The sequence below is a fragment of the Aquimarina callyspongiae genome (assembly GCF_034322225.1).
GTDB lineage: Bacteria > Bacteroidota > Bacteroidia > Flavobacteriales > Flavobacteriaceae > Aquimarina.
Window position 1 is genome coordinate 544,148 of the sequence record NZ_JAXLPA010000001.1, and the last position, 22,220, is coordinate 566,367.

Genomic DNA, 22,220 nt, shown 5'->3' on the forward strand with positions numbered 1-22,220 from the left:
TCAATTATAAGGTTACTGCTTCACCACCTGCTGCTTCTATAGCAGCTTTTGCTGTGGCTGTAAATTTGTGAGCTGAGACTTTCAACTTCGCCTTCAATTCACCTCTCCCCAATATCTTAACTAAATCATTTTTCCCAGCAAGACGTGTAGCTAAAATTATATCTAAATCAACGGTATCTTTAATTTTACCTTCGTCAACTAATTTTTGCAAAGTGTCTAAGTTAATACCTTGATACTCTTTTCTGTTAATATTCTTGAAACCAAATTTTGGCACACGTCTTTGAAGAGGCATTTGCCCTCCTTCAAAACCGATCTTTCTAGAATATCCAGAACGAGACTTTGCTCCTTTATGTCCACGAGTAGCCGTTCCTCCTTTTCCGGAACCTTGACCACGACCAACTCGCTTACTGTTATTTTTTACCGAACCTGCAGCAGGTTTTAAGTTACTTAAATCCATGTGCTTTTATTATTTTGTTTCTATAGAAACTAAATGTTTAACTTTATTTACCATCCCTAGGATATTAGGAGTATCATCATGCTCCACAACCTGGCCAATCTTTTTAAGACCTAAAGCCTCTAGAGTTCTTTTCTGTCTCTGAGTGCGGTTAATTGCACTTTTTACTTTAGTAATTTTAATTTTTGCCATTTGTTCCTAATATTATCCTTTAAACACTTTTTCTAGTGAAATACCTCTTTGAACTGCTACTTGCTGCGCACTACGCAATTGCAATAAAGCATCAAATGTTGCTTTCACCACATTGTGTGGGTTAGACGATCCTTGATTCTTAGAAAGTACATCATGTACTCCCACTGATTCTAATACTGCACGGATAGCACCACCTGCTATTACTCCGGTACCTGTTGCTGCTGGCATTAATAATACTCTTGCACCACCATATTTACCTTTTTGCTCGTGAGGTAATGTACCTTTATGCAATGGAATACGTACCAAATTCTTTTTAGCATCTTCTACTGCCTTAGCGATAGCTTCTGCTACCTCTTTTGACTTTCCTAAACCGTGACCTACAACACCATTTTCATCACCTACAACCACGATTGCAGAGAAACCAAATGCTCTACCACCTTTTGTTACTTTAGTAACACGTTGTACACCAACTAAACGATCTTTAAGTTCTAGTCCACTTGGTTTTACTAATTCTGCGTTTTTATATTTCTGATACATAATTTCTTAGAATTTAAGTCCTGCTTCTCTAGCACCGTTTGCCAATGATTTTACTCTACCGTGATACAAATATCCTCCTCTATCAAAGGATACTGTTTCAACACCAGCACTTTTAGCTTTTTCTGCAAGCGCTTTACCTACCAAGTTTGCCTTTTCGGTTTTATTTCCTGATGCTGATGCAATGTCTTTATCTCTTGAAGAAGCTGAACTGATAGTTTTACCAGTTACATCATCTATGATTTGAGCATAGATTTCTTTATTACTTCTAAAAACAGATAACCTAGGACGTTGTTCTGTTCCGCTTACTGTTCCGCGGATTCGCTTTCTTATCTTTAATCTTCTTGATTCTTTTGAGAATGCCATAACGTTAGTTATTATGCAGATTTACCTGCTTTTCTTCTTAATTGTTCTCCTACGAATTTAATTCCCTTTCCTTTGTATGGTTCAGGTTTACGGAAGCCTCTAATCTTTGCTGCTACCTGCCCAACCAATTGCTTGTCATGAGAAGTTAATTTTACGATAGGGTTTTTACCTTTTTCAGAAATTGTTTCAACTTTAACCTCTGGAGCTAAGTTTAAAACAATATTATGAGAGAATCCTAAAGCCAAATCTAATTTTTGACCTTGGTTAGAAGCTCTATAACCAACTCCTACTAATTCTAACTCTTTAGTAAAACCTTTAGACACACCTTCTACCATATTATTGATCAAAGCTCTGTATAAACCGTGCTTTGCTTTATGATCTTTGGCATCACTAGGTCTTTCTAGAACAACCTGGCCTTCTTCTACTTTCACTTCAATACCATCGATCTCTTGAGAAAGCTCTCCTAATTTTCCTTTAACAGTAACAACATTACCTGTCACTTCAACAGTGACACCAGACGGAATAGTTACTGGATTTTTTCCTATTCTTGACATTTCTTTTGTCTTTTATACTGTTAATATACGTAACAAAGTACTTCTCCACCTACATTCTCTTGTCTTGCCTTTTTACCGGTCATTACACCATGAGAAGTAGAAACTATCGCCACACCTAATCCATTAAGAATTCTTGGAATTTCGCTAGATCCTGCATACTTACGTAAACCAGGCTTACTAATTCTTTGTAATTCTTTTATTACAGGTTCTTTTGTAATCTTATCGTATTTAAGTGCGATCTTGATAGTACCTTGTACTGTATTATCTTCAAATTTATAACTTAAAATATATCCTTGATCGAATAATATTTTAGTGATCTCTTTTTTAACCTTTGATGCAGGGATCTCAACTACTCTATGTTGAGCTCTGTTTGCATTACGAATTCTGGTTAAATAATCTGCTATAGGATCTGTATTCATTGTATATAATTTATGGTATTGGTTTTCAATTATTTTAATCGAACCTTACACCAATTAATTTACTTTTATTATTACCAACTAGCTTTTGTTACTCCTGGAATTAATCCTTTGTTAGCCATTTCTCTGAAAGTTACACGAGAAATTCCAAACTGACGCATATATCCTTTTGGTCTTCCTGTTAACTTACAACGATTGTGCTTACGGATTGGAGAAGCATTTTTAGGTAGCTTTTGTAATGCTTCATAATCTCCAGCTTCTTTCAAAGCTTTGCGCTTTTCAGCATATTTAGCTACAGTTTTAGCTCTCTTCACCTCACGGGCTTTCATTGATTCTTTAGCCATAATTAATTCTTTTTAAAAGGTAATCCTAGTTCGGTTAACAATGATTTTGCTTCTTTATCGGTACTTGCTGAAGTTTCGAAAGTAATATTCATTCCAGCAATTTTATTTACCTTATCGATATCAATTTCTGGGAAAATGATTTGTTCAGTAATTCCTAAAGAGTAATTACCTCTACCATCAAAACCTGTTGCTTTAATTCCGCTAAAATCTCTTACACGTGGTAATGCTGAAGTAATCAGACGATCTAAAAATTCGTACATTCTTTCTCCTCTTAACGTAACTTTAGCTCCAATTGGCATTCCTTTACGTAATTTGAAAGAAGCAACATCCTTTTTAGAAATCGTTGCTACAGCTTTTTGACCAGTGATATTAGTTAACTCATCAACTGCGTGATCGATTAACTTTTTATCCGCTACAGCTGCTCCGATACCTCTACTTAAAACTATTTTTTTAAGTCTTGGTACTTCCATTACATTACCATAGCTGAATTCTTCTGTAAGAGCTGACACTACTCTGTCTTTATACTCTTGTTTTAATCTTGGGATATAAGCCATAACTATATTACTTCATTAGATTTTTTAGAAAATCTCACTTTCTTATCTCCTTCTACTCTATATCCAACTCTTGTTGTTTCTCCTTTAGAGGTTAACAACGAAAGGTTAGAAATATGAATAGGTGCTTCTTGTTTTACGATACCACCTTGTGGGTTAGTAGCACTAGGCTTCTGGTGTTTTGACACTAAGTTAACACCTTCTACGATCGCCTTGTTCTTATCTTTCAATACTTTTTGCACCTTACCCTCTTGACCTTTATTGTCTCCAGCGATAACGCGAACTGTATCTCCTGATTTAATTTTTAGCTTTGTCATCTTTACAAATGTTTTAAAGCACTTCTGGCGCTAGTGAAACAATCTTCATGAATTGCTTATCACGAAGTTCTCTTGCAACAGGACCAAATACACGAGTTCCTCTCATTTCTCCTGCAGGGTTCAATAGAACACAAGCATTATCATCGAAACGAATATAAGAACCATCTGGTCTGCGTACTTCTTTTTTGGTACGAACTACAACTGCAGTTGAAACTGCTCCTTTCTTAATGTTTCCATTAGGAGTCGCTTCTTTAACACTGACAACGATTTTGTCTCCTACAGAGGCGTATCTTCTTCCTGTACCACCTAATACACGGATTACTAAAACTTCTTTAGCTCCTGTGTTATCTGCTACTTTTAATCTAGACTCTTGTTGTACCATAATTACTTAGCTCTTTCTATTACTTCTACTAATCTCCAGCATTTGGTTTTACTCATAGGTCTTGTTTCCATGATCTTTACAGTATCACCAATATTGCAGTCGTTTTTCTCGTCGTGTGCTACGTACTTTTTCGTTTTTAAAACGAATTTTCCGTACATAGGATGTTTTACTTTTTTAACTTCAGCAACCACAATTGATTTCTGCATTTTGTTACTAGTAACAACTCCTATACGTTCTTTTCTTAAATTTCTTTTTTCCATCTTTCAGCAGAATTAACCGTTTAATTCTCTTTTTGTTAGCTCTGTAGCCATTCTTGCAATAGATCTTCTTACTTTACGAATTTGTAAAGGGTTCTCTAATGGAGACATAGCGTGAGCCATTCTTAAATCTGAATATGCTTTTTGAGCCTTACCAAGTTCTTCTTGTAATTCAGCTGTAGATATTTCTTTTACTTCTGATTGCTTCATAATCTTCAATTTTAAGCTTGATAATCTCTAGCTACAATAAACTTAGTTTTAACAGGAAGTTTTTGAGCTGCTAAACGAAGAGCTTCTTTAGCTACATCGTGTGGTACACCACTGATCTCAAATAATATTCTTCCAGGCTTTACTACTGCTGCCCAATATTCAACTGCACCTTTTCCTTTACCCATACGTACTTCAAGAGGCTTTTTAGTAATAGGCTTGTCTGGGAAAATTTTAATCCACAGAGATCCTTCTCTTTTCATATAACGAGTAGCAGAAATACGTGCTGCTTCTATTTGTCTAGCAGTAACAAAATTTGACTCTAGCGCTTTGATTCCGAAAGTACCGTTAGACAAGCGATGCCCTCTTTGAGAGATCCCTTTCATACGTCCTTTTTGCTGCTTACGGAATTTTGTTCTTTTAGGCTGTAACATTGTTAATTTACTTTAAAAAATTACTTTCTACGACGTGATTTATTCTTATCACCTCCTCGGCCACCTCTGTCACCTTTTCCTTGTTTCTTGGATAGACCAACTAAAGGAGAAAGTTCTCTTTTACCATATACTTCGCCTTTCATAATCCATACTTTAACACCTAATCTACCATAAGTAGTATGTGCCTCTACTAAAGCATAATCTATGTCAGCTCTAAATGTTGATAAAGGAATACGACCCTCTTTGTAAGACTCTGAACGTGCCATTTCTGCACCATTCAAACGTCCTGAAATCTGGATTTTGATACCTTCTGCATTCATTCTAATTGCAGCCGCAATAGCCATCTTGATTGCACGACGATAAGAGATACGACCCTCTATTTGTCTTGCAACACTAGACCCTACTAGATATGCATCAAGTTCTGGTCTCTTAATTTCAAAGATATTGATCTGAACTTCCTTTTCTGTAATTTTCTTAAGCTCTTCTTTTAACTTGTCTACCTCCTGACCACCTTTTCCGATAATGATACCAGGTCTGGCAGTGGTGATAGTAACGGTTACAAGTTTAAGCGTACGCTCAATAATTACTCTCGATACACTAGCTTTTGATAAACGTGCGTGTACATACTTTCTAATCTTATCGTCTTCGGCAAGTTTATCACCGTAGTCATTACCTCCATACCAGTTGGACTCCCATCCTCTGATGATACCAAGGCGATTTCCGATTGGATTTGTCTTCTGTCCCATAGTTTATATTAGCTTTGTGTATTATTTTTTGCTGCAACCACTATTGTTACGTGATTAGAGCGTTTTCTTATTCTGTGTGCACGACCTTGTGGAGCAGGACGAAGTCTTTTTAACATACTCCCTCCATCTACACGGATCTCTTTTACAAAAAGATCAGCATCTTCGATGCTAGCGTCTTCATTTTTCGCCTGCCAGTTAGCTATTGCAGAAAGCAATAATTTCTCTAAACGACGTGATGCTTCTTTAGGGTTAAATCTAAGAATATGAAGCGCTTTTTCAACTTTTTCACCACGTACTAAATCCGCTACTAAACGCATCTTGCGAGGTGATGTAGGACAGTTATTAAGCTTAGCAAAAGCGATCTGCTTTTTCTCTTCCTTAATTCTTTCTGCCATTTCTCTTTTACGAACTCCCATGACTTAAATTATTTTTTACCTTTATTTTTAGCACCAGCGTGTCCTCTAAAGGAACGTGTTGGCGAAAATTCTCCTAATTTATGACCTACCATATTCTCAGTAATATATACTGGAACAAATTGGCGGCCATTATGAACTGCAATTGTTTGCCCTACAAAGTCAGGAGTAATCATAGAAGCTCTTGACCATGTTTTGATAACAGACTTTTTATTAGCCTCTACATTTGCAGCTACTTTTTTCTCTAACTTATAGTGAACGTAAGGTCCTTTTTTTAATGAACGTGCCATATCTTGTTATTTCTTTCTACGTTCTACAATATACTTATTACTCGCTTTTGTCTTAGAACGGGTTCTATATCCTTTAGCAGGAAGACCTTTTCTAGAACGTGGATGACCTCCAGAAGAGCGTCCTTCTCCACCACCCATTGGGTGATCAACAGGGTTCATCGCTACCGGTCTTGTACGTGGACGACGACCTAACCATCTTCCTCTACCAGCTTTACCTCCTACGATCAACTGGTGATCACTATTAGAGACAGCTCCAATAGTAGCAACACAGTTTACCAGAATCATTCTCACTTCACCAGAAGGTAATTTTACTGTTGCAAATTTACCGTCTCTAGCCATAAGCTGAGCAAATGAACCAGCACTACGTGCCATAACAGCACCTTGTCCCGGACGTAATTCTATACAAGAAATGATTGTTCCCAATGGTATATCACTTAAAGGCATTGCATTACCGATTTCTGGAGCAACATTGCTTCCAGAAACAACGTTCTGACCTACCTGTAAACCATTTTGAGCGATAACATAACGCTTCTCTCCATCTTGATAATTAAGAAGCGCAATAAATGCAGTTCTGTTTGGATCATATTCTATTGTAGCAACGGTTGCAGGAATACCCTGCTTATCACGTTTGAAATCAATAATACGATACCTTCTCTTATGACCACCACCTTTATAGCGTATAGTCATTTTTCCTTGACTGTTTCTACCTCCAGTTCTTTTTTTCGGAGCTAATAAACTTTTCTCCGGCTTATCAGTAGTAATTGCGTCAAATCCATTTACTACTCTAAAACGCTGACCTGGGGTAATTGGCTTTAATTTTCTTACTGACATTTTCTAGTCTTAAAGATTACTATATAAATCAATTACTTCACCTTCCGCCACCTGTACAATTGCTTTTTTAATTGCAGTTGTTTTACCAGTAACCATACCTGTTTTTGTATAACGGGTTTTACGGTCTGGACGGACATTTATTGTACGAACCTTAGTAACAGATACACCATAAGCAGCTTCTACTGCTTTCTTAATCTCTACCTTATTCGCTCTTCTATCTACTACAAAACCATAGCGGTTATGTAACTCACTATCTGCAGTAGCCTTTTCCGTAATAATAGGTTTTATTAAAATACTCATGGCTTCTATTTACTTAAATTCGTTTCAATTCCTTTCAAAGAACCTTCCAAAAGCACAACGCTGTTCGCATTAAGTATCTTATAAGTACTTAATTCTGAGGCAGTTATAACTTCTGAACCTTTCAAATTGCGTGACGACAAATATACATTTTTATTTGACTCACCCAACACAAACAAAGATTTTTTGTTTTCAAGTCCTAATGACTTTAAAATTGCAGTAAAATTCTTCGTCTTAATTGTATCAAAAGTAAAGTCCTCTACAACTGTTATTGCTTTGTCATTTGCTTTTATACTTAACGCAGATTTACGTGCTAATCTCTTTAAGTTTTTGTTTAATTTGAAAGAATAGTTACGAGGTCTTGGACCAAATATTCTTCCTCCTCCTTTAAAAATCGGAGATTTGATACTACCTGCTCTGGCTGTACCTGTTCCTTTTTGCTTCTTGATCTTTCTGGTACTACCAGTAATTTCTGCACGCTCCTTAGCTTTGTGAGTTCCTTGACGTTGATTTGCAAGGTATTGTTTCACATCTAAGTAAACTGCATGATCATTTGGCTCTATACCGAAAACAGAATCTGAAAGGTCTGCCTTTCTTCCTGTTTCTTTTCCGTTGATATCAATTACGGTTACTTTCATTACTTCTGAATCGTTACGTAAGCGTTTTTATGTCCAGGAACACACCCTTTCACAACAAGTAAGTTCTTTTCAGTAACTACTTTTAACACTTTTAAGTTTTGAACTTTTACTTTTTCTCCACCCATTCTTCCTGCCATACGCATTCCTTTGAATACTCTTGCAGGATATGATGCTGCACCGATTGAACCTGGAGCTCTTAAACGGTTATGCTGACCGTGAGTTGCTTGTCCTACACCACCGAAGCCGTGTCTCTTAACAACACCCTGAAAACCTTTACCTTTAGAGGTTCCAGACACATCAACAAATTCTCCTTCTACAAAGTGCTCTACTGTTATTGTATCGCCTAATTTGTACTCCTCATCAAAACCTTGGAATTCGATAACTTTTCGCTTAGCAACAGTTCCTGCTTTTTTAAAGTGACCTAAAGCCGCTTTAGTAGCATTTTTGTCTGCTTTGTCATCGAAACCTAGCTGAACAGCTTCATAACCGTCAACCTCTTCAGTTCTGACTTGGGTAACCACGCATGGTCCAGCTTCTATCACCGTACAAGGAATGTTCTTTCCATTCTCGTCGAAGATGCTGGTCATACCGATCTTTTTTCCTATTAACCCAGACATATTTAAATTATTTATTAATTATTCTTATTTATCAATTGGAATCGCTCCAATTTACTCTAATACTTTGCAAAAAAACAGGGTCAAAATAATTTCAACCCTGAAATATATTTTTGCCGTTTTTCCCTTGCACGCAGCTCGGGACATTTATCGTAAGATTTCTTACTTCAAAGTTATCACACTTTGATCTCTACTTCAACACCACTTGGTAATTCCAGTTTCATCAAAGCATCAATAGTTTTTGATGAAGAGCTATAGATATCCAAAAGTCTTTTATAAGAACTTAATTGAAACTGCTCTCTGGATTTTTTATTTACGTGTGGAGAACGTAGTACTGTAAAAATCTTTTTATGTGTTGGTAATGGAATTGGCCCTGTTACTACAGCTCCAGTACTCTTTACCGTCTTTACGATTTTCTCAGCAGATTTATCTACTAAGTTATGATCGTAAGACTTTAGTTTTATTCTAATTTTTTGACTCATTTCTGTAATAATTAAGCGTTAACTCCTTTTGCTTCTGCAATTACTGCTTCTGAAATATTAGAAGGAGTCTCTGCATAGTGAGAAAATTCCATTGTAGACGTTGCTCTACCAGAAGATAACGTCCTTAATGTAGTTACATATCCAAACATTTCTGAAAGTGGAACAGTAGCCTTTACAGTTTTTGCACCTGCACGGTCTCCCATATCACTTACTTGTCCTCTACGACGGTTAAGATCACCTACGATATCACCCATGTTTTCTTCTGGAGTAATAACTTCTAATTTCATAATCGGCTCCATAATTACAGCTTTAGCAGCTTTAGCAGCAGCTTTAAAACCTAATTTAGCAGCTAATTCGAAAGATAATTGATCAGAATCCACATCATGGTAAGAACCATCAGTAAGTGTCACTTTCATCGCATCTACTTCGTATCCAGCTAAAGGACCATTAACCATTGCCATTTTAAATCCTTTCTCAACAGAAGGAACAAATTCCTTAGGAACATTCCCCCCTTTGATTGTAGATTCAAACTGAAGTCCAACCTTACCTTCATCGGCAGGCTCAAGAGTAAATACAATATCAGCAAATTTACCACGACCACCAGATTGTTTCTTATAAACTTCTCTATGCTCAGCTCTTTGCGTAATTGCCTCTTTATACTCTACTTGTGGCTGACCTTGATTAACTTCAACCTTAAACTCACGCTTCAAACGATCAACAATAATATCCAAGTGAAGCTCTCCCATTCCAGAAATAATAGTCTGTCCTGAAGCTTCATCAGTTCTAACGGTAAATGTTGGATCTTCTTCAGCTAATTTTGCCAAAGACATACCTAATTTATCAACATCTGCTTTAGTTTTAGGCTCAACCGCAATACCGATTACTGGATCAGGAAAATCCATAGATTCTAAAACAATTGGATTTTTTTCATCAGACATAGTATCACCTGTCTTAATATCTTTAAATCCAACAGCTGCTCCAATATCACCAGCTTCTATATACTCAATCGCATTTTGCTTGTTTGAGTGCATTTGATAAATACGAGAAATACGTTCTTTTTTACCTGAACGGTTATTCAAAATATAAGAACCCGCATCTAAACGTCCTGAATATGCACGGAAGAATGCCAAACGACCTACAAATGGATCCGTAGCAATCTTAAATGCTAAAGCAGAAAACGGCTCCTTAACATCAGGTTTACGCACTTCTTCTTGATCTGTATTAGGATTAACTCCCGTAATACCCTCCTTATCTGTCGGAGAAGGTAAATAACGACAAACAGCATCTAAAAGGAACTGAACTCCTTTGTTTTTAAATGCAGACCCACAAATCATTGGAATAATACTCATATCCATTACAGCAGCACGAAGAGCAGCATGCACTTCTTCTTCTGTAATAGAATCTTCATCTTCCATAAATTTCTCTAGAAGATTTTCATCATAAGCAGCAACCTCTTCAATAAGCTTACCTCTTAATTCAGCCGCTTCTTCCTTTAATTCCTCAGGAATATCAATTATATCAAAAGTAGATCCTTGCGTTTCATCATGCCATACAATCGCACGGTTTTTAACCAAATCTACAATACCTTTAAAATCCGCTTCATCACCAATATTCATTACAATTGGCACAGCGTTAGACCCTAACATATCCTTAACCTGCTGACAAACTGCCATAAAGTTAGATCCTTGACGGTCCATTTTATTTACAAATCCTATACGTGGTACTTTGTAGTTATCAGCAAGTCTCCAGTTAGTTTCTGACTGTGGCTCAACACCATCTACAGCACTAAACAAGAATACTAATCCATCAAGAACACGTAAAGAACGATTTACCTCTACTGTAAAGTCAACGTGACCCGGAGTATCAATAATATTAAAATGATATCCTTTAGTATCTGCTACTGGTTGACCATTTTCTGTTGGAAACTTCCACTCACAAGTAGTTGCAGCAGAAGTAATAGTAATACCTCTTTCTTGCTCTTGCTCCATCCAGTCCATAGTCGCTGCACCATCGTGCACCTCACCTATCTTATGACTTACTCCCGTATAATATAATATACGCTCAGTAGTTGTTGTTTTTCCTGCGTCAATATGCGCAGCAATTCCAATATTTCTAGTATATTTTAAATCTCTAGCCATTTCTGTTATTGATTAAAATCTAAAGTGTGAAAATGCTTTGTTTGCTTCAGCCATTTTATGAGTATCTACTCTTTTCTTAACAGCAGCTCCTTCTTCTTTTTCTGCAGCTATAATTTCTGCAGCAAGTTTCTGAGCCATAGATTTCTCATTTCTTTTACGCGAAAACTGGATCAACCACTTCATAGCGGTAGATATTTTACGGTCTGGTCTGATTGGGTTTGGAATTTGGAAAGTAGCTCCACCAACACGGCGGCTTCGTACTTCTACGTGAGGCATTACATTTGATAATGCGTCTTTCCACATTTCTAATGCAGATTTCTCTTCGTTTTGTTTCTTTTCATCTACAATGTCAATTGCATCGTAGAAAATTTTGAAAGCTACCGATTTTTTACCATCCCACATCATCATGTTAACAAAACGAGTCACTAATTGATCGTTAAAACGTGGATCTGGAAGGATCGGTCTTTTTTTAGCCTTTCTTTTTCTCATGTCTTCTTCTTAAAGTTTTTTTAATTACTTCTTAGGGCGTTTTGCACCATACTTAGATCTACGTTGCGTTCTACCTTCTACACCTGCGGTGTCTAAAGCTCCACGAACAATGTGATATCTAACTCCTGGTAAATCTTTTACCCTTCCACCTCTAACTAATACTATCGAGTGCTCCTGTAGATTGTGACCTTCACCTCCGATGTATGCGTTAACCTCTTTTCCGTTTGTTAACCTAACACGAGCTACTTTACGCATAGCTGAATTTGGTTTTTTAGGAGTAGTGGTATACACACGAGTACATACACCGCGGCGTTGCGGGCACGAATCCAAAGCAGCCGATTTACTCTTCTTAGTTATTTTGGCTCTACCTTTTCGTACTAATTGTGAAATTGTTGGCATAATTTGCTTTACACTATTATTAAAAAATTTTTACAATACCTCTTTTATGAGGGCTGCAAAGGTAGAAATATTTTTGAGCAATTCAAATCCTAACCCATTAATTTTCAAATACATTTAAAATGACAACACACAACCGTAAGAAATCAATGTATTTTCCGTTATTTTAGCACCATTAAAACACAGTTTGAAAGCTTCTTTATTTTTTTTATTTGTCCTTAATACATGTATACATTCATTATGCTATGCACAAAACCCTATTCTCACTCTCTCAGCAAAAGGAAAGGACTCTGTAGAAACTTCAATAATTGACAGCACATCATACCAAACTCGTTTTGAGAATTACTTATCTCTAAAAAAAGAAATAGATACACTTCAAAAAAAACTACTTAAAGCCGGATACTTGGATTTAAAATTAGCAAGTCTTCAAAAAACTAATGACAGTACGTTATCTGCAAATTTTAATTTAGGCGTTAAATACAAAAACCTATCGATAACTTATAACAACCAGCTTATCCCTAAACGCATTGTACAAAAGATATCTAACAATGCTACCGAAACAACGTTCAATACACCTTTTGACAAAACCGAAAAGATTCTTCAATACCTAACTGATTACCTTGTCAATCAAGGAAATACTTTTAGCCATCTTTCTCTATCTCAAATTAAAAAAAAGGGTGATACAATATATGCAACGCTAAATAGTCAAAAAAGCAAATCCAGAATCATTGACAATATAATAATTCGAGGGTATGAAAAATTTCCAAAATCCTATTTAAAATATTACAGCCGATTAAAAAAAGGCGCTACCTTTAATAAAGATAAGTTAATCGAACAATCTCAAAACATTGACAATCTTGGTTTTGCAACCAACATAAAGCCTCCAGAAGTATTATTTAGAAAAGACTCTACCAACGTATTTCTATATCTTAAAAAACAAACTGCGAATAATTTTGACGGATTCTTAGGATTCTCGAGTGACACCGAAGATGGCAATCTAGAATTAAATGGATATATTAACTTAAATTTGGTTAACAACCTGAATTTTGGAGAACGCCTTAACTTGATATACAAAAGCGACGGGAACGAACAACAAAGGTTTGAAGCCGATATCACTTTACCTTATATATTAAAGACACCATTAGGGATTGAAGCTGGATTAGAAATATTCAAAAGAGATTCTAGTTTTTTAATTACACAACAAAACGTCAACCTAAACTATTTAATCAACGACAAAAGCAATGTTTTTTTAGGGTACAAAACTATTAACTCTAGCAATCTTTTAGACATACCACAACCTGCATTAAACATTAACGATTATGACGCTTCGTTTATTAGAAGCGGTTATGAACGTACTAGGCGACAAAACAATCAATTGTTCCCTATAAAAAGTAGATATGCTATTTTACTAGAACTAGGCTCCCGAAAAACAGATATTGCGACCACAGATCAAATCAAAGGCGAACTACAATTGGGTTACACATTCGAGCTTAATCCAAGAAATTCTATATTAATAAAAGACAATGCAGCTGCAATATTTTCTGATGACTTATTCACTAATGAACTATACAGGTTTGGAGGAATCAATTCGATCAGAGGCTTTGAAGAAAACACTATTAATGCATCTTTATACAATGTATTAAACACAGAATACAGATATCTTCTCTCACAAAATCTTTTAATCCACTCTATCATCGATTACGCTTATTTTGAAGATGAAAGCAATAACCTATCAGACAACTTAACAAGTTTTGGTTTTGGACTAGGTCTTAACACAGCTACAGGGTTATTTAGAATTATTTTTGCAAATGGAAAAACCAGTGATCAAAATTTTCGTTTTTCCAACACAAAAGTACACATAAGTCTAAATGCAAGGTTTTAAAACGTTAATATTCTCTAAAAAAAACCTAAACAAAACGTTAAAATGATACTAAACTAACATATGTACGTTAAAAAAAACCAAAACAAATTTTAGCTAAAACATATTATTATCATTTTTGACTCAAGCTAATTCAAAATATTTAAAACTATAATGAAATCACGAAAAAATTTAGCATTAATGCTATTTTTAGCATTGATCGTGCAATTTTCTTTTGCACAAGAAAAAACAATTTCGGGTACTGTTACAGATGACAAAGGACTACCCTTACCCGGAGTTAACGTATTAATCAAAAACACTACTAACGGTACTCAGACAGATTTTGATGGTAATTATTCTATTACTGCAAATCGCGGAGCTGTCATTTCCTTTAGCTATATTGGTTTTGACACCAAAGAAGTAGTTGCCGGAGACAATGACACTGTAAACATACAGTTATCACCATCTGCTTCTGTACTAGAAGAAGTAGTTATTACTGGTCAAGGTTCTGGTATTGCTAGAAGAAAATTATCAACCACAGTAGATTTTTTAACTGCTGAAGACGTTGATAAACTTCCTTCTAACCAGATTGACCAATTATTACAGTCTACCACTCCAAGTGCACAGATCCGATTAAGTTCTGGTCAGCCAGGTACTGCTGCAATAATTAGAACCAGAGGACCTATATCCGCTGCAACTTCTGCCACTCCGGTAGTAATTGTTGATGGTGTACGTGTAGACAACCTAAACTCTAACCCGCAATTAGGAATTGGTACGGGAGGTGCAGATATTTCAGCACTTGCAGATATTCCTACAGAATCAATCGAAAAAATAGAATATATCAAAGGTGGTGCAGCAACTACACTTTATGGAGCAGATGCTGCAAATGGTGTAATCCAGATCATCACTAAAAAAGGAACTCAAGGAAAAGCTAGATTTACATTTGAATCAAGATTAGGTGTTATCAAGGCTACCGAAGACTTTCTTAAATATGAGAGAACTGGTGAAGCATTATTTAGACCAGGACTTTCTATAGAATACAAAATAGGTGTAAATGGAGGAAATGAAAAAGTTACTTATAACTTCTCTGGAAGTTTATATGCTGATGATTCTTTCAACTTATTAAATGAGCAAGTAAGAAGAAATCTTTCTTTTGGTTTAGGTGCCCAGGTAACTGATAAGTTAAAATACCAAGGTTCTTTCTCTTATGTTGGTTTTGAATCTAATTTGGATTACAACGCTAACACTAGTTTCTCTAGATTTTCTTCTTTTGAAGGAGCAGGAAGAGGAAACTTAGATGAGTTGACAGAAGCTGAATGGCAAGCAGAATTAGATCGCTCTAATAGAATAGGGCCATTAGTTGATATTTCTAACACAGTAAATCGTTTTACAAATTCAAACAAATTTGTTTACGATTTTAATGATAATATCCAAGCAAATGCAACAATAGGTATTGATTCTAGAACTCAGTTACAAGAAGAAAACCAAACCAATGCTTTTCAAATTGCAATTGGTTCTATTGCTGATGGAACAACAGATCAAGCAATACTAAACAGATTAGTTAGAAATGCATTTACTGTAACAGGAGATCTTAACTTTACTCACAGAGGTAGCATTGACAACTTTGAGTTTGTAACTATCGTAGGTGGTCAGTTCTTTAGAACAACTGATAGACAGTATCAAACTAGTGGTTCTGGTGGAGTTGACGGTACAACTGATTTAGGATTCTTTCCTACTCAAACAACCGATGATTTTATTCTAGAAAATGCTAACTACGGTTTATACTTCTTAGAAAACATTGGTATCTACGATGTAGCTTTCCTTGAATTTGGAGGACGTTTAGATCAAAACACTTCTGCAGGTAGCAATACTGATGCATTATTCCTTCCAAAAGTTGGTATTACATATAACATTTCTGATCACGATTTTTATTATGATAGTGGAATAAGCTCTGTAGTATCTAACATTAAATTAAGAGCTAATTATGGTGAAGCTACTAACTTTGCTCAACCATTTTCTCAAGACAGAACTTTTAGCCTTAATCCATTCTTAGGACAGCCTTCATTTATTTTCAACAATCCAGGAAATAATGAATTAATATCTGAAACTGTAGTAACAACAGAATTTGGTCTTGAGTTAGGTTTCTTTAACAACAGATTAAATCTTAGTGGTACTAGATACAACGCTACTACAGAAGATGCATTATTTACTCCAGGAGCTCCTCCTTCTTCAGGACAGTTCAATCAAATTAAGAACATTGGAGAGATCGAAAACAAAGGTTGGGAATTTGCTCTTAGTGCTGATTTAATTAGAACTGACAAACACAATTTAAGTATTAACGCTTCATATAACCGAAATGAAAACCTAGTAGTTAGTACCGGTGGAGCACCTGCTTTTAATGTTGGTGGATTTACAGTAATTGGATCTTGGGTAGAACAAGGACAAACTTTAGGATATTTAAGAGGTACAAGAGCAGATGCAAATGGAGATGGGACTTATACTTTTACTCCAAACTCTCCTCTAGGAGATACTTTTGCACCTAATTTTGGGTCTTTTGGATTAAACTATACTTGGGATAAATTAAACTTCTTCCTTACTGGTGATTATCAATTCGGAGGTAAGATCGTTGATTTAAGTTTCTTACTAAGACACTTAAGAGGAGCTGACAATACTGGAATTCCAGATGATCTAGTTGGTACAACAAGTCCATTTAACTATGTTAATTTCTTCGTTTTTGACAATGACTTTGTAAAAATTAGAAATATCGGTGTTAACTATTCTTTTGGAGACAAGTTCCAGATATTTGATGATGTAACATTTGGTTTCACTGTAACCAACCCATTCAACTGGACAGAAGGTGATTTTGATCCGGAAACAACAGGTTCTGGTATTGGAAATCAAAATGGATTTGGTAGTGGTGGATTCGCTTACGGTACAGAATCTGCACCTAGAATTTATATGACTTCTCTTAAATTCCAGTTTTAGATAATTTAAAATACAAGTAAAAATGAAAAAAATATCAATATATATAATCACACTTGGTTTTCTGATAAGTTGTACTGACAATTTAAAAGATGCTACAGATTTCACTTCTGTAGAAAACCCAAATTTATCTGAAACTTCGATCGTTGGGCAACCCAACTCTGCAACGATCTGGCTTCAAGGTATCGAAAGAGAATTATCAATCACGCTTAATGAAATTTTAATTTTAGCTGAGCTTGGTTCTGATAACTATACTAATACTCAAACATTCTTTAGTCAGTTTTTAGACGGTCTTGAAATAAGAGTTGATGATCCTGATATTAGAGATACTCAATTTAGAATTGCAAGAATGAGAATTGCTGCTAAATTTGGATTAGAAGCAGTAGGTCCTGGAGATTCTGAATATACTACTGCAACTGAAGCAGAATTCAACTTCTTCGAAGGGATGTCATATTTATATGCTGGAATGTATTTCTCAGCATTACCACAAGAAGAATTGGGAGCTCCAATTTCTTCTGCAGAGAATTTTGCTAGTGCAATATCTTCTTTTGAAACGGCAATTAGCCTTAATCCTAGAGCTGAGTATTATTTAGCCGTTGCTAGAGCTAACTATTACTTAGGTAATCAAGCAGCCGCAGTTTCTGCAGCACAAAGTGCATTAGGATTAGATTCGGACTTCTTGAGATCTGCTACTTATGACGAATTAAACGGTCCTTCTAACAGAATGGAAGATGCTTTATTCGAAAGAGCTACTTTTGATGATTTCCAACCGTTACCGACGTTAGATTTCTTAGATCCTAAATATTCTTTCTTAAATCCAAATCAGGATGCCTCTGTACATTATTTAAAGGCTGAAGAAGCATATTTAATATTAGCAGAAGCTAATCTTGCTGATGGAAATGTAACTGGTGCTCAAGGTAACCTTGAAGATTTATTAACTGTTGTTGGAACAAGAGAAGTAAGAAGTATTGATGATTCAATTGAAGGAAGATCAGAAGTTGATCCAGGAGGAAGACCTGATAACACAGGAGTTGTTGTTAATGGACGTTCAGGTTTAGTTTTGGATCGTCAAGCAGGAAATATCAATGTTCCTTCTGTTTCTGGAACTTCATTGGTTCAAGCAGATATCGATGCAATGACTGCTGGAGATCCTTCATTAGTATTATTGTATAGAACACGTCAGGAAATATTTATTTCTGAAGGTCTACGTTTCGCTGATATGGGAATTAAATTAGTAATTCATGAAAATGAAATTTTACAAAACCCAAATATCACTGATGGAGATCCTAGTACATTACCAGTTATTCCTTCATTCATTAATGCAGTTGTAGCTAATCTTGACGCTATTACTTATGATGCTGGGGCCGGAGTAGCTACTACAGTTATAAATTTAAGTCAGGTTTTAGTTGATAACAAAACTTCAAACGAAGTATTACCTTTTCACTAAAATGGTATAATAATATTATTCTAGTCTGTCCGGACTAGTAATTTTAACTTTAAACCACCTAAACTAAAAAGTTTGGGTGGTTTTTTTGTTTATTCCATATAATTTCTAAAAAAGTGAAATTTCACCTTATAGTTTTCATTTTTAAATAATTAACTCTCAAAAAAATTACACATACTACAATTTTACAAAACTCTCAAAACCTCACTTAATTTATCTTAAAATTCCTTTAAAAACAGACCTAATATTTACAACAAAAACCCGCAATCCCACTACTATAACGTTATAGTGACATTTTGTATTTTTTTAACATTAGAAATGCAATAAATTCAAATTTTAGTATCAAAAAGTTGTTTTATAAAGATATTATTTTGATTTTTGGCATTGGCTAATTCAAATAAATTATAAAAATGAGAACAAAGTTTAGTGGAATGCTAACGCTATTGCTGGCGTTTGTAGTGCAACTAACGTTTGCACAAGAAAAAACGATCTCAGGTAATGTAACCGACAATAGTGGGTTGCCTTTGCCAGGGGTAAACATCGTTGTAAAAGGTACTAGTTCAGGTACACAGTCTGATTTTGATGGTAATTATTCTATCAAAGCCGCAAAAGGAGCTGTGGTTACTTTTAGCTATGTAGGTTTTGCAACAAAAGAAATTGCTGTTGGGGATGGCAATACAATCAATGTCAAACTAACTGAAGACACTGCACAGTTAGAAGAGGTGGTTGTAACTGCGCAAGGTATTCGTAGAGAGAAAAAAGCTTTAGGATACGCGGTAGCAACAATTGCTGCTGATGACATTTCCTCAAAACCTCAAACAGATGTGGTTAGAGCACTAACAGGAAAAGCTCCTGGTGTAAACATTACGCAAACATCTGGATTATCAGGATCTGGTACTAACATTATTATTAGAGGATATTCTTCTATTAATGGTAGTAACCAACCTTTATTCGTTGTAGATGGAGTTCCTTTCAACTCTAACGCGAATCCTACAAACAATTTCGTAGGTGGTGGTGCTGCTGCTTCCAGTCGTTTTCTTGACTTGGATCCTAACAACATTAAAGAAATATCAGTATTAAAGGGTCTTAGTGCAACAACACTTTATGGACAAGCTGGTAGAAACGGTGTGGTTTTAGTTACTACAAAGACAGGAACCAAATCCGATAGCAACAAGAAGTTTGAAATTACTGTAAACCAATCATACTTCACCAATCAAATAGCTAATTTACCTGATTACCAAGATAATTATGGTAATGGTTTTTATCAAAATTACTCTCAGGCATTTAGTAACTGGGGACCTAACTTTAACGTAAGAGGTCAACAAGGTGTTGCTGCGGATGGTACAGTACCTCACCCATATGACAGAGATGCTCTTGCAACTGCATTTCCTGAATTCCAGGGAGCTCGTTATGAATACAGACCTTATGATAGTGTAGAAGATTTCTTTACTACAGGATCCGTAATTACTACATCAGTTAGTACTTCAGGATCAAGTGAAAACTCAAATTATAGTATTAATTTTGGACGTACTGAGGATGAAGGATTTATTCCTACAAATGAATACAATCGTTTAAACTTTAGTGCCGGTGGATCTACTAAATTATCTAATAAGTTTACTGTTAGTTCTTCTTTTAATTATGTAAGAACAGATAGAGTTACTCCTCCAACAGCAGTTGGTTTTGGTAGTAATCCTGCAGGAGCTTCACTATTCGCCAACGTACTATATACACCTCGAAGTGTTGATTTATTTGGTTTACCATATGAGAACCCTCTTGATAATTCTTCTGTATACTATCGTGGTGGTAATGATATTCAAAATCCGTTATGGACACTTAACAATATCAAAGACACTGAAAATATTAGAAGATTCTTTGGTAATATCACAACTTCATATCAAATTAATGACTGGTTAAACTTATCTTACCGTTTAAGTTTAGATAGCTACAACCAGAAAAATGAAAGAACTGCTAACAAAGGTGGACAGCAGGTACAAGGTGGTGCATATAACACTTGGAATCTTGAAAGTACAATATGGGATCATACTTTAAGTTTAAATTTTGACAAGGATATCTCTGATAGATTTAACATTAGTGGTACTATAGGTCTTAATCCAAGAAACGAAGTATTCACAGGAACTTTTACTAACAGTACTCAACAGTTCGTATATGGTATCTTTACTCATCAAAACTTTGAAGAAACTACTGCTAGTACTCAATTCCAGGAATTCAACATACTTGGTGCATATGCAAGTGCTACATTAGGATATGATAATTTCTTATTCTTAAACTTACAAGGTAGAAATGACTGGTTCTCTTCTTTACCAAGAGAGAACAGAGCAATTTTCTATCCTTCTGCTAGTTTATCTTTTGTTCCTACTTCTGCTATTGAAGCATTAAAAGGAAGCAAAGCTATTAATTATTTAAAATTAAGAGTCGGATTTGGTTCTTCAGCAGGATTCCCTAACCCATATTCTTCTATTATAGGATTAGGAGCTGCTACTAACGTATTTGACAGTCCTACAGGAGGAACTACTAACACACTTAGTATATCAAACGCTCTTGGAAACCCTAATTTGAAGCCAGAATTAATTACTGAGCTTGAAGCTGGTATTGAAACTAGATTATTTGATAACAGAATTGGTTTTGACCTTTCTGTATATGATAAAAAATCAACAGACTTAATTCTTCAGAATAAGCAGTTAGATCCAGCTACTGGTTATACAGTAACTTCTGACAACTTAGGAGAAGTAACCAACAAAGGACTTGAAGTAGGATTTAATCTTAATCCAATCAGACCTACAGATTCAGAAGGTTTCAGATGGGATATTTCTGGACAATATACAATCAATGAGAACATCGTAGAAGATAATGGAGATGCTCCTGGAAGTATTACGGTATTTGCTGGATTTGGAAACCAAGGTAACGCAGCTATCTCAGGAGAAGCTTATGGTGTGATCGTTGGTACATCTATCGCAAGAGATGCTAACGGAAACTTTATTGTTGGTGCTGATGGTAACTATGTTGCTGATAACGCTCTTAAAATAATTGGTGATCCTAATGCAGATTGGAGAACAACTATTATCAATGAGTTTACTTATAAAAACTTCTCATTAAACGCTCAAGTAGAATATACACATGGTGGAGACATTTTCTCTACTACTGCTTCTGCTCTACTTTCGAGAGGTTTAACAACAGATACAGATTTCGACAGAACTCAAACTTTTATTCTACCTGGTGTAGATTTAAACGGAGCTCCTAATACAACTCAGATTGCTGCTACAGATCTTGGATTTGTAAACTCTGGATTCTTTATTGATGAGCAATCTGTTTATGATGCTTCTACTATCAGATTACGTGAGATCTCTTTAAGCTATGATTTTCCAAAAAGATTTTTAGATCAAACACCTTTTGGAAAAGTATCTATTCGTATAATCGGACAGAACATGTGGTATAAAGCAATTAACTTCCCTGATGGATTAAACTTTGATCCTGAAGTTACAAGTTTAGGTGTTGGTAACGGACAAGGTTTTGATTACCTAACTGGTCCAACAGCAAAACGTTATGGATTTAGCTTAAATCTTACATTTTAAAAAT

General features: G+C 35.5%; 28 protein-coding genes. 4 read left to right on the forward strand and 24 right to left on the reverse strand.

From position 1 onward, the window contains the following. Window positions 1-4: 4 nt before the first annotated feature. The 24 genes from rplO to rpsL form a co-directional block, all read right to left on the reverse strand. On the reverse strand, window positions 5-457 hold the full coding sequence (gene rplO, locus U0D62_RS02235; RefSeq protein WP_322193618.1) for a 50S ribosomal protein L15: 453 nt from the start codon (window positions 455-457) through the stop codon (window positions 5-7). A gap of 9 nt (window positions 458-466) precedes the next feature. Beyond that, window positions 467-646 (reverse strand): 50S ribosomal protein L30, encoded by a 180-nt coding sequence (gene rpmD, locus U0D62_RS02240; protein ID WP_103863696.1) that lies wholly within the window; start codon window positions 644-646, stop codon window positions 467-469. Window positions 647-658: 12 nt separating this feature from the next. Then, window positions 659-1,183 carry a 30S ribosomal protein S5 gene (rpsE, locus tag U0D62_RS02245; RefSeq protein ID WP_322193622.1) on the reverse strand — a complete coding sequence of 175 codons (525 nt, stop codon included), beginning with the start codon at window positions 1,181-1,183 and terminating at the stop codon, window positions 659-661. A 6-nt stretch (window positions 1,184-1,189) separates the two neighbouring features. After that, window positions 1,190-1,546 (reverse strand): 50S ribosomal protein L18, encoded by a 357-nt coding sequence (rplR, locus tag U0D62_RS02250; RefSeq protein ID WP_322193624.1) that lies wholly within the window; start codon window positions 1,544-1,546, stop codon window positions 1,190-1,192. Between the two features lie 11 nt (window positions 1,547-1,557). After that, window positions 1,558-2,100 (reverse strand): 50S ribosomal protein L6, encoded by a 543-nt coding sequence (rplF, locus tag U0D62_RS02255; RefSeq protein ID WP_322193625.1) that lies wholly within the window; start codon window positions 2,098-2,100, stop codon window positions 1,558-1,560. 20 nt (window positions 2,101-2,120) lie between these two features. Beyond that, window positions 2,121-2,519, reverse strand: coding sequence for a 30S ribosomal protein S8 (gene rpsH / locus U0D62_RS02260; RefSeq protein WP_322193626.1), 399 nt, complete (start codon window positions 2,517-2,519; stop codon window positions 2,121-2,123). Window positions 2,520-2,590: 71 nt separating this feature from the next. Continuing rightward, window positions 2,591-2,860 carry a 30S ribosomal protein S14 gene (gene rpsN, locus U0D62_RS02265; protein WP_025666456.1) on the reverse strand — a complete coding sequence of 90 codons (270 nt, stop codon included), beginning with the start codon at window positions 2,858-2,860 and terminating at the stop codon, window positions 2,591-2,593. 2 nt (window positions 2,861-2,862) lie between these two features. Then, window positions 2,863-3,414 carry a 50S ribosomal protein L5 gene (gene rplE, locus U0D62_RS02270; RefSeq protein ID WP_322193627.1) on the reverse strand — a complete coding sequence of 184 codons (552 nt, stop codon included), beginning with the start codon at window positions 3,412-3,414 and terminating at the stop codon, window positions 2,863-2,865. Between the two features lie 2 nt (window positions 3,415-3,416). After that, window positions 3,417-3,728, reverse strand: a complete 312-nt coding sequence (rplX, locus tag U0D62_RS02275; RefSeq protein ID WP_322193630.1) for a 50S ribosomal protein L24 — start codon at window positions 3,726-3,728, stop codon at window positions 3,417-3,419. A gap of 13 nt (window positions 3,729-3,741) precedes the next feature. Next, on the reverse strand, window positions 3,742-4,110 hold the full coding sequence (rplN, locus tag U0D62_RS02280) for a 50S ribosomal protein L14 (protein ID WP_322193633.1): 369 nt from the start codon (window positions 4,108-4,110) through the stop codon (window positions 3,742-3,744). A gap of 2 nt (window positions 4,111-4,112) precedes the next feature. Next, entirely contained in the window at window positions 4,113-4,370 is a 258-nt protein-coding gene (rpsQ, locus tag U0D62_RS02285; protein ID WP_024770871.1) for a 30S ribosomal protein S17, read from the reverse strand. A 12-nt stretch (window positions 4,371-4,382) separates the two neighbouring features. After that, complete coding sequence (rpmC, locus tag U0D62_RS02290; RefSeq protein ID WP_322193636.1) at window positions 4,383-4,577, reverse strand: 50S ribosomal protein L29; 195 nt, start codon at window positions 4,575-4,577, stop codon at window positions 4,383-4,385. Between the two features lie 11 nt (window positions 4,578-4,588). Then, window positions 4,589-5,008, reverse strand: coding sequence for a 50S ribosomal protein L16 (rplP, locus tag U0D62_RS02295; RefSeq protein ID WP_322193639.1), 420 nt, complete (start codon window positions 5,006-5,008; stop codon window positions 4,589-4,591). Between the two features lie 20 nt (window positions 5,009-5,028). Beyond that, window positions 5,029-5,754 carry a 30S ribosomal protein S3 gene (rpsC, locus tag U0D62_RS02300; RefSeq protein ID WP_322193642.1) on the reverse strand — a complete coding sequence of 242 codons (726 nt, stop codon included), beginning with the start codon at window positions 5,752-5,754 and terminating at the stop codon, window positions 5,029-5,031. Between the two features lie 8 nt (window positions 5,755-5,762). Further along, window positions 5,763-6,170 carry a 50S ribosomal protein L22 gene (gene rplV, locus U0D62_RS02305; protein ID WP_322193644.1) on the reverse strand — a complete coding sequence of 136 codons (408 nt, stop codon included), beginning with the start codon at window positions 6,168-6,170 and terminating at the stop codon, window positions 5,763-5,765. 8 nt (window positions 6,171-6,178) lie between these two features. Then, window positions 6,179-6,457, reverse strand: coding sequence for a 30S ribosomal protein S19 (rpsS, locus tag U0D62_RS02310; RefSeq protein ID WP_024770876.1), 279 nt, complete (start codon window positions 6,455-6,457; stop codon window positions 6,179-6,181). Between the two features lie 6 nt (window positions 6,458-6,463). Beyond that, a complete protein-coding gene (rplB, locus tag U0D62_RS02315; protein ID WP_322193648.1) occupies window positions 6,464-7,288 on the reverse strand; it encodes a 50S ribosomal protein L2 in 825 nt (274 codons plus the stop codon). Window positions 7,289-7,297: 9 nt separating this feature from the next. Next, window positions 7,298-7,588 (reverse strand): 50S ribosomal protein L23, encoded by a 291-nt coding sequence (gene rplW, locus U0D62_RS02320; RefSeq protein WP_322193650.1) that lies wholly within the window; start codon window positions 7,586-7,588, stop codon window positions 7,298-7,300. Between the two features lie 5 nt (window positions 7,589-7,593). Then, on the reverse strand, window positions 7,594-8,223 hold the full coding sequence (gene rplD, locus U0D62_RS02325) for a 50S ribosomal protein L4 (protein ID WP_322193652.1): 630 nt from the start codon (window positions 8,221-8,223) through the stop codon (window positions 7,594-7,596). Further along, the gene (rplC, locus tag U0D62_RS02330; RefSeq protein WP_322193654.1) at window positions 8,223-8,840 is read right to left on the reverse strand and encodes a 50S ribosomal protein L3; all 618 of its coding nucleotides are present in this window, start codon (window positions 8,838-8,840) and stop codon (window positions 8,223-8,225) included. The genes rplD and rplC overlap by 1 nt, the downstream gene beginning before the upstream one ends. Window positions 8,841-9,013: 173 nt before the next feature. Then, complete coding sequence (gene rpsJ, locus U0D62_RS02335; protein WP_010181931.1) at window positions 9,014-9,319, reverse strand: 30S ribosomal protein S10; 306 nt, start codon at window positions 9,317-9,319, stop codon at window positions 9,014-9,016. An 11-nt stretch (window positions 9,320-9,330) separates the two neighbouring features. Then, on the reverse strand, window positions 9,331-11,457 hold the full coding sequence (gene fusA / locus U0D62_RS02340) for an elongation factor G (protein WP_322193671.1): 2,127 nt from the start codon (window positions 11,455-11,457) through the stop codon (window positions 9,331-9,333). Window positions 11,458-11,469: 12 nt separating this feature from the next. Continuing rightward, window positions 11,470-11,946, reverse strand: a complete 477-nt coding sequence (gene rpsG / locus U0D62_RS02345; RefSeq protein WP_322193673.1) for a 30S ribosomal protein S7 — start codon at window positions 11,944-11,946, stop codon at window positions 11,470-11,472. A 24-nt stretch (window positions 11,947-11,970) separates the two neighbouring features. Continuing rightward, window positions 11,971-12,345: a 30S ribosomal protein S12 gene (gene rpsL / locus U0D62_RS02350; RefSeq protein ID WP_024770883.1), complete on the reverse strand. Its 375-nt coding sequence runs from the start codon at window positions 12,343-12,345 to the stop codon at window positions 11,971-11,973. Between the two features lie 184 nt (window positions 12,346-12,529). Here rpsL and U0D62_RS02355 point away from each other — a divergent pair, with 184 nt between their 5' ends. The 4 genes from U0D62_RS02355 to U0D62_RS02370 all read left to right on the forward strand — a co-directional run bounded on the left by U0D62_RS02355 (window position 12,530) and on the right by U0D62_RS02370 (window position 22,216). Further along, window positions 12,530-14,224 carry a POTRA domain-containing protein gene (locus U0D62_RS02355; protein ID WP_322193674.1) on the forward strand — a complete coding sequence of 565 codons (1,695 nt, stop codon included), beginning with the start codon at window positions 12,530-12,532 and terminating at the stop codon, window positions 14,222-14,224. A gap of 150 nt (window positions 14,225-14,374) precedes the next feature. Beyond that, window positions 14,375-17,185, forward strand: coding sequence for a TonB-dependent receptor domain-containing protein (locus U0D62_RS02360; RefSeq protein ID WP_322193676.1), 2,811 nt, complete (start codon window positions 14,375-14,377; stop codon window positions 17,183-17,185). Between the two features lie 22 nt (window positions 17,186-17,207). Further along, entirely contained in the window at window positions 17,208-18,629 is a 1,422-nt protein-coding gene (locus tag U0D62_RS02365) for a hypothetical protein (protein ID WP_322193678.1), read from the forward strand. A 407-nt stretch (window positions 18,630-19,036) separates the two neighbouring features. After that, complete coding sequence (locus U0D62_RS02370; RefSeq protein ID WP_322193680.1) at window positions 19,037-22,216, forward strand: SusC/RagA family TonB-linked outer membrane protein; 3,180 nt, start codon at window positions 19,037-19,039, stop codon at window positions 22,214-22,216. Window positions 22,217-22,220: the final 4 nt, after the last annotated feature.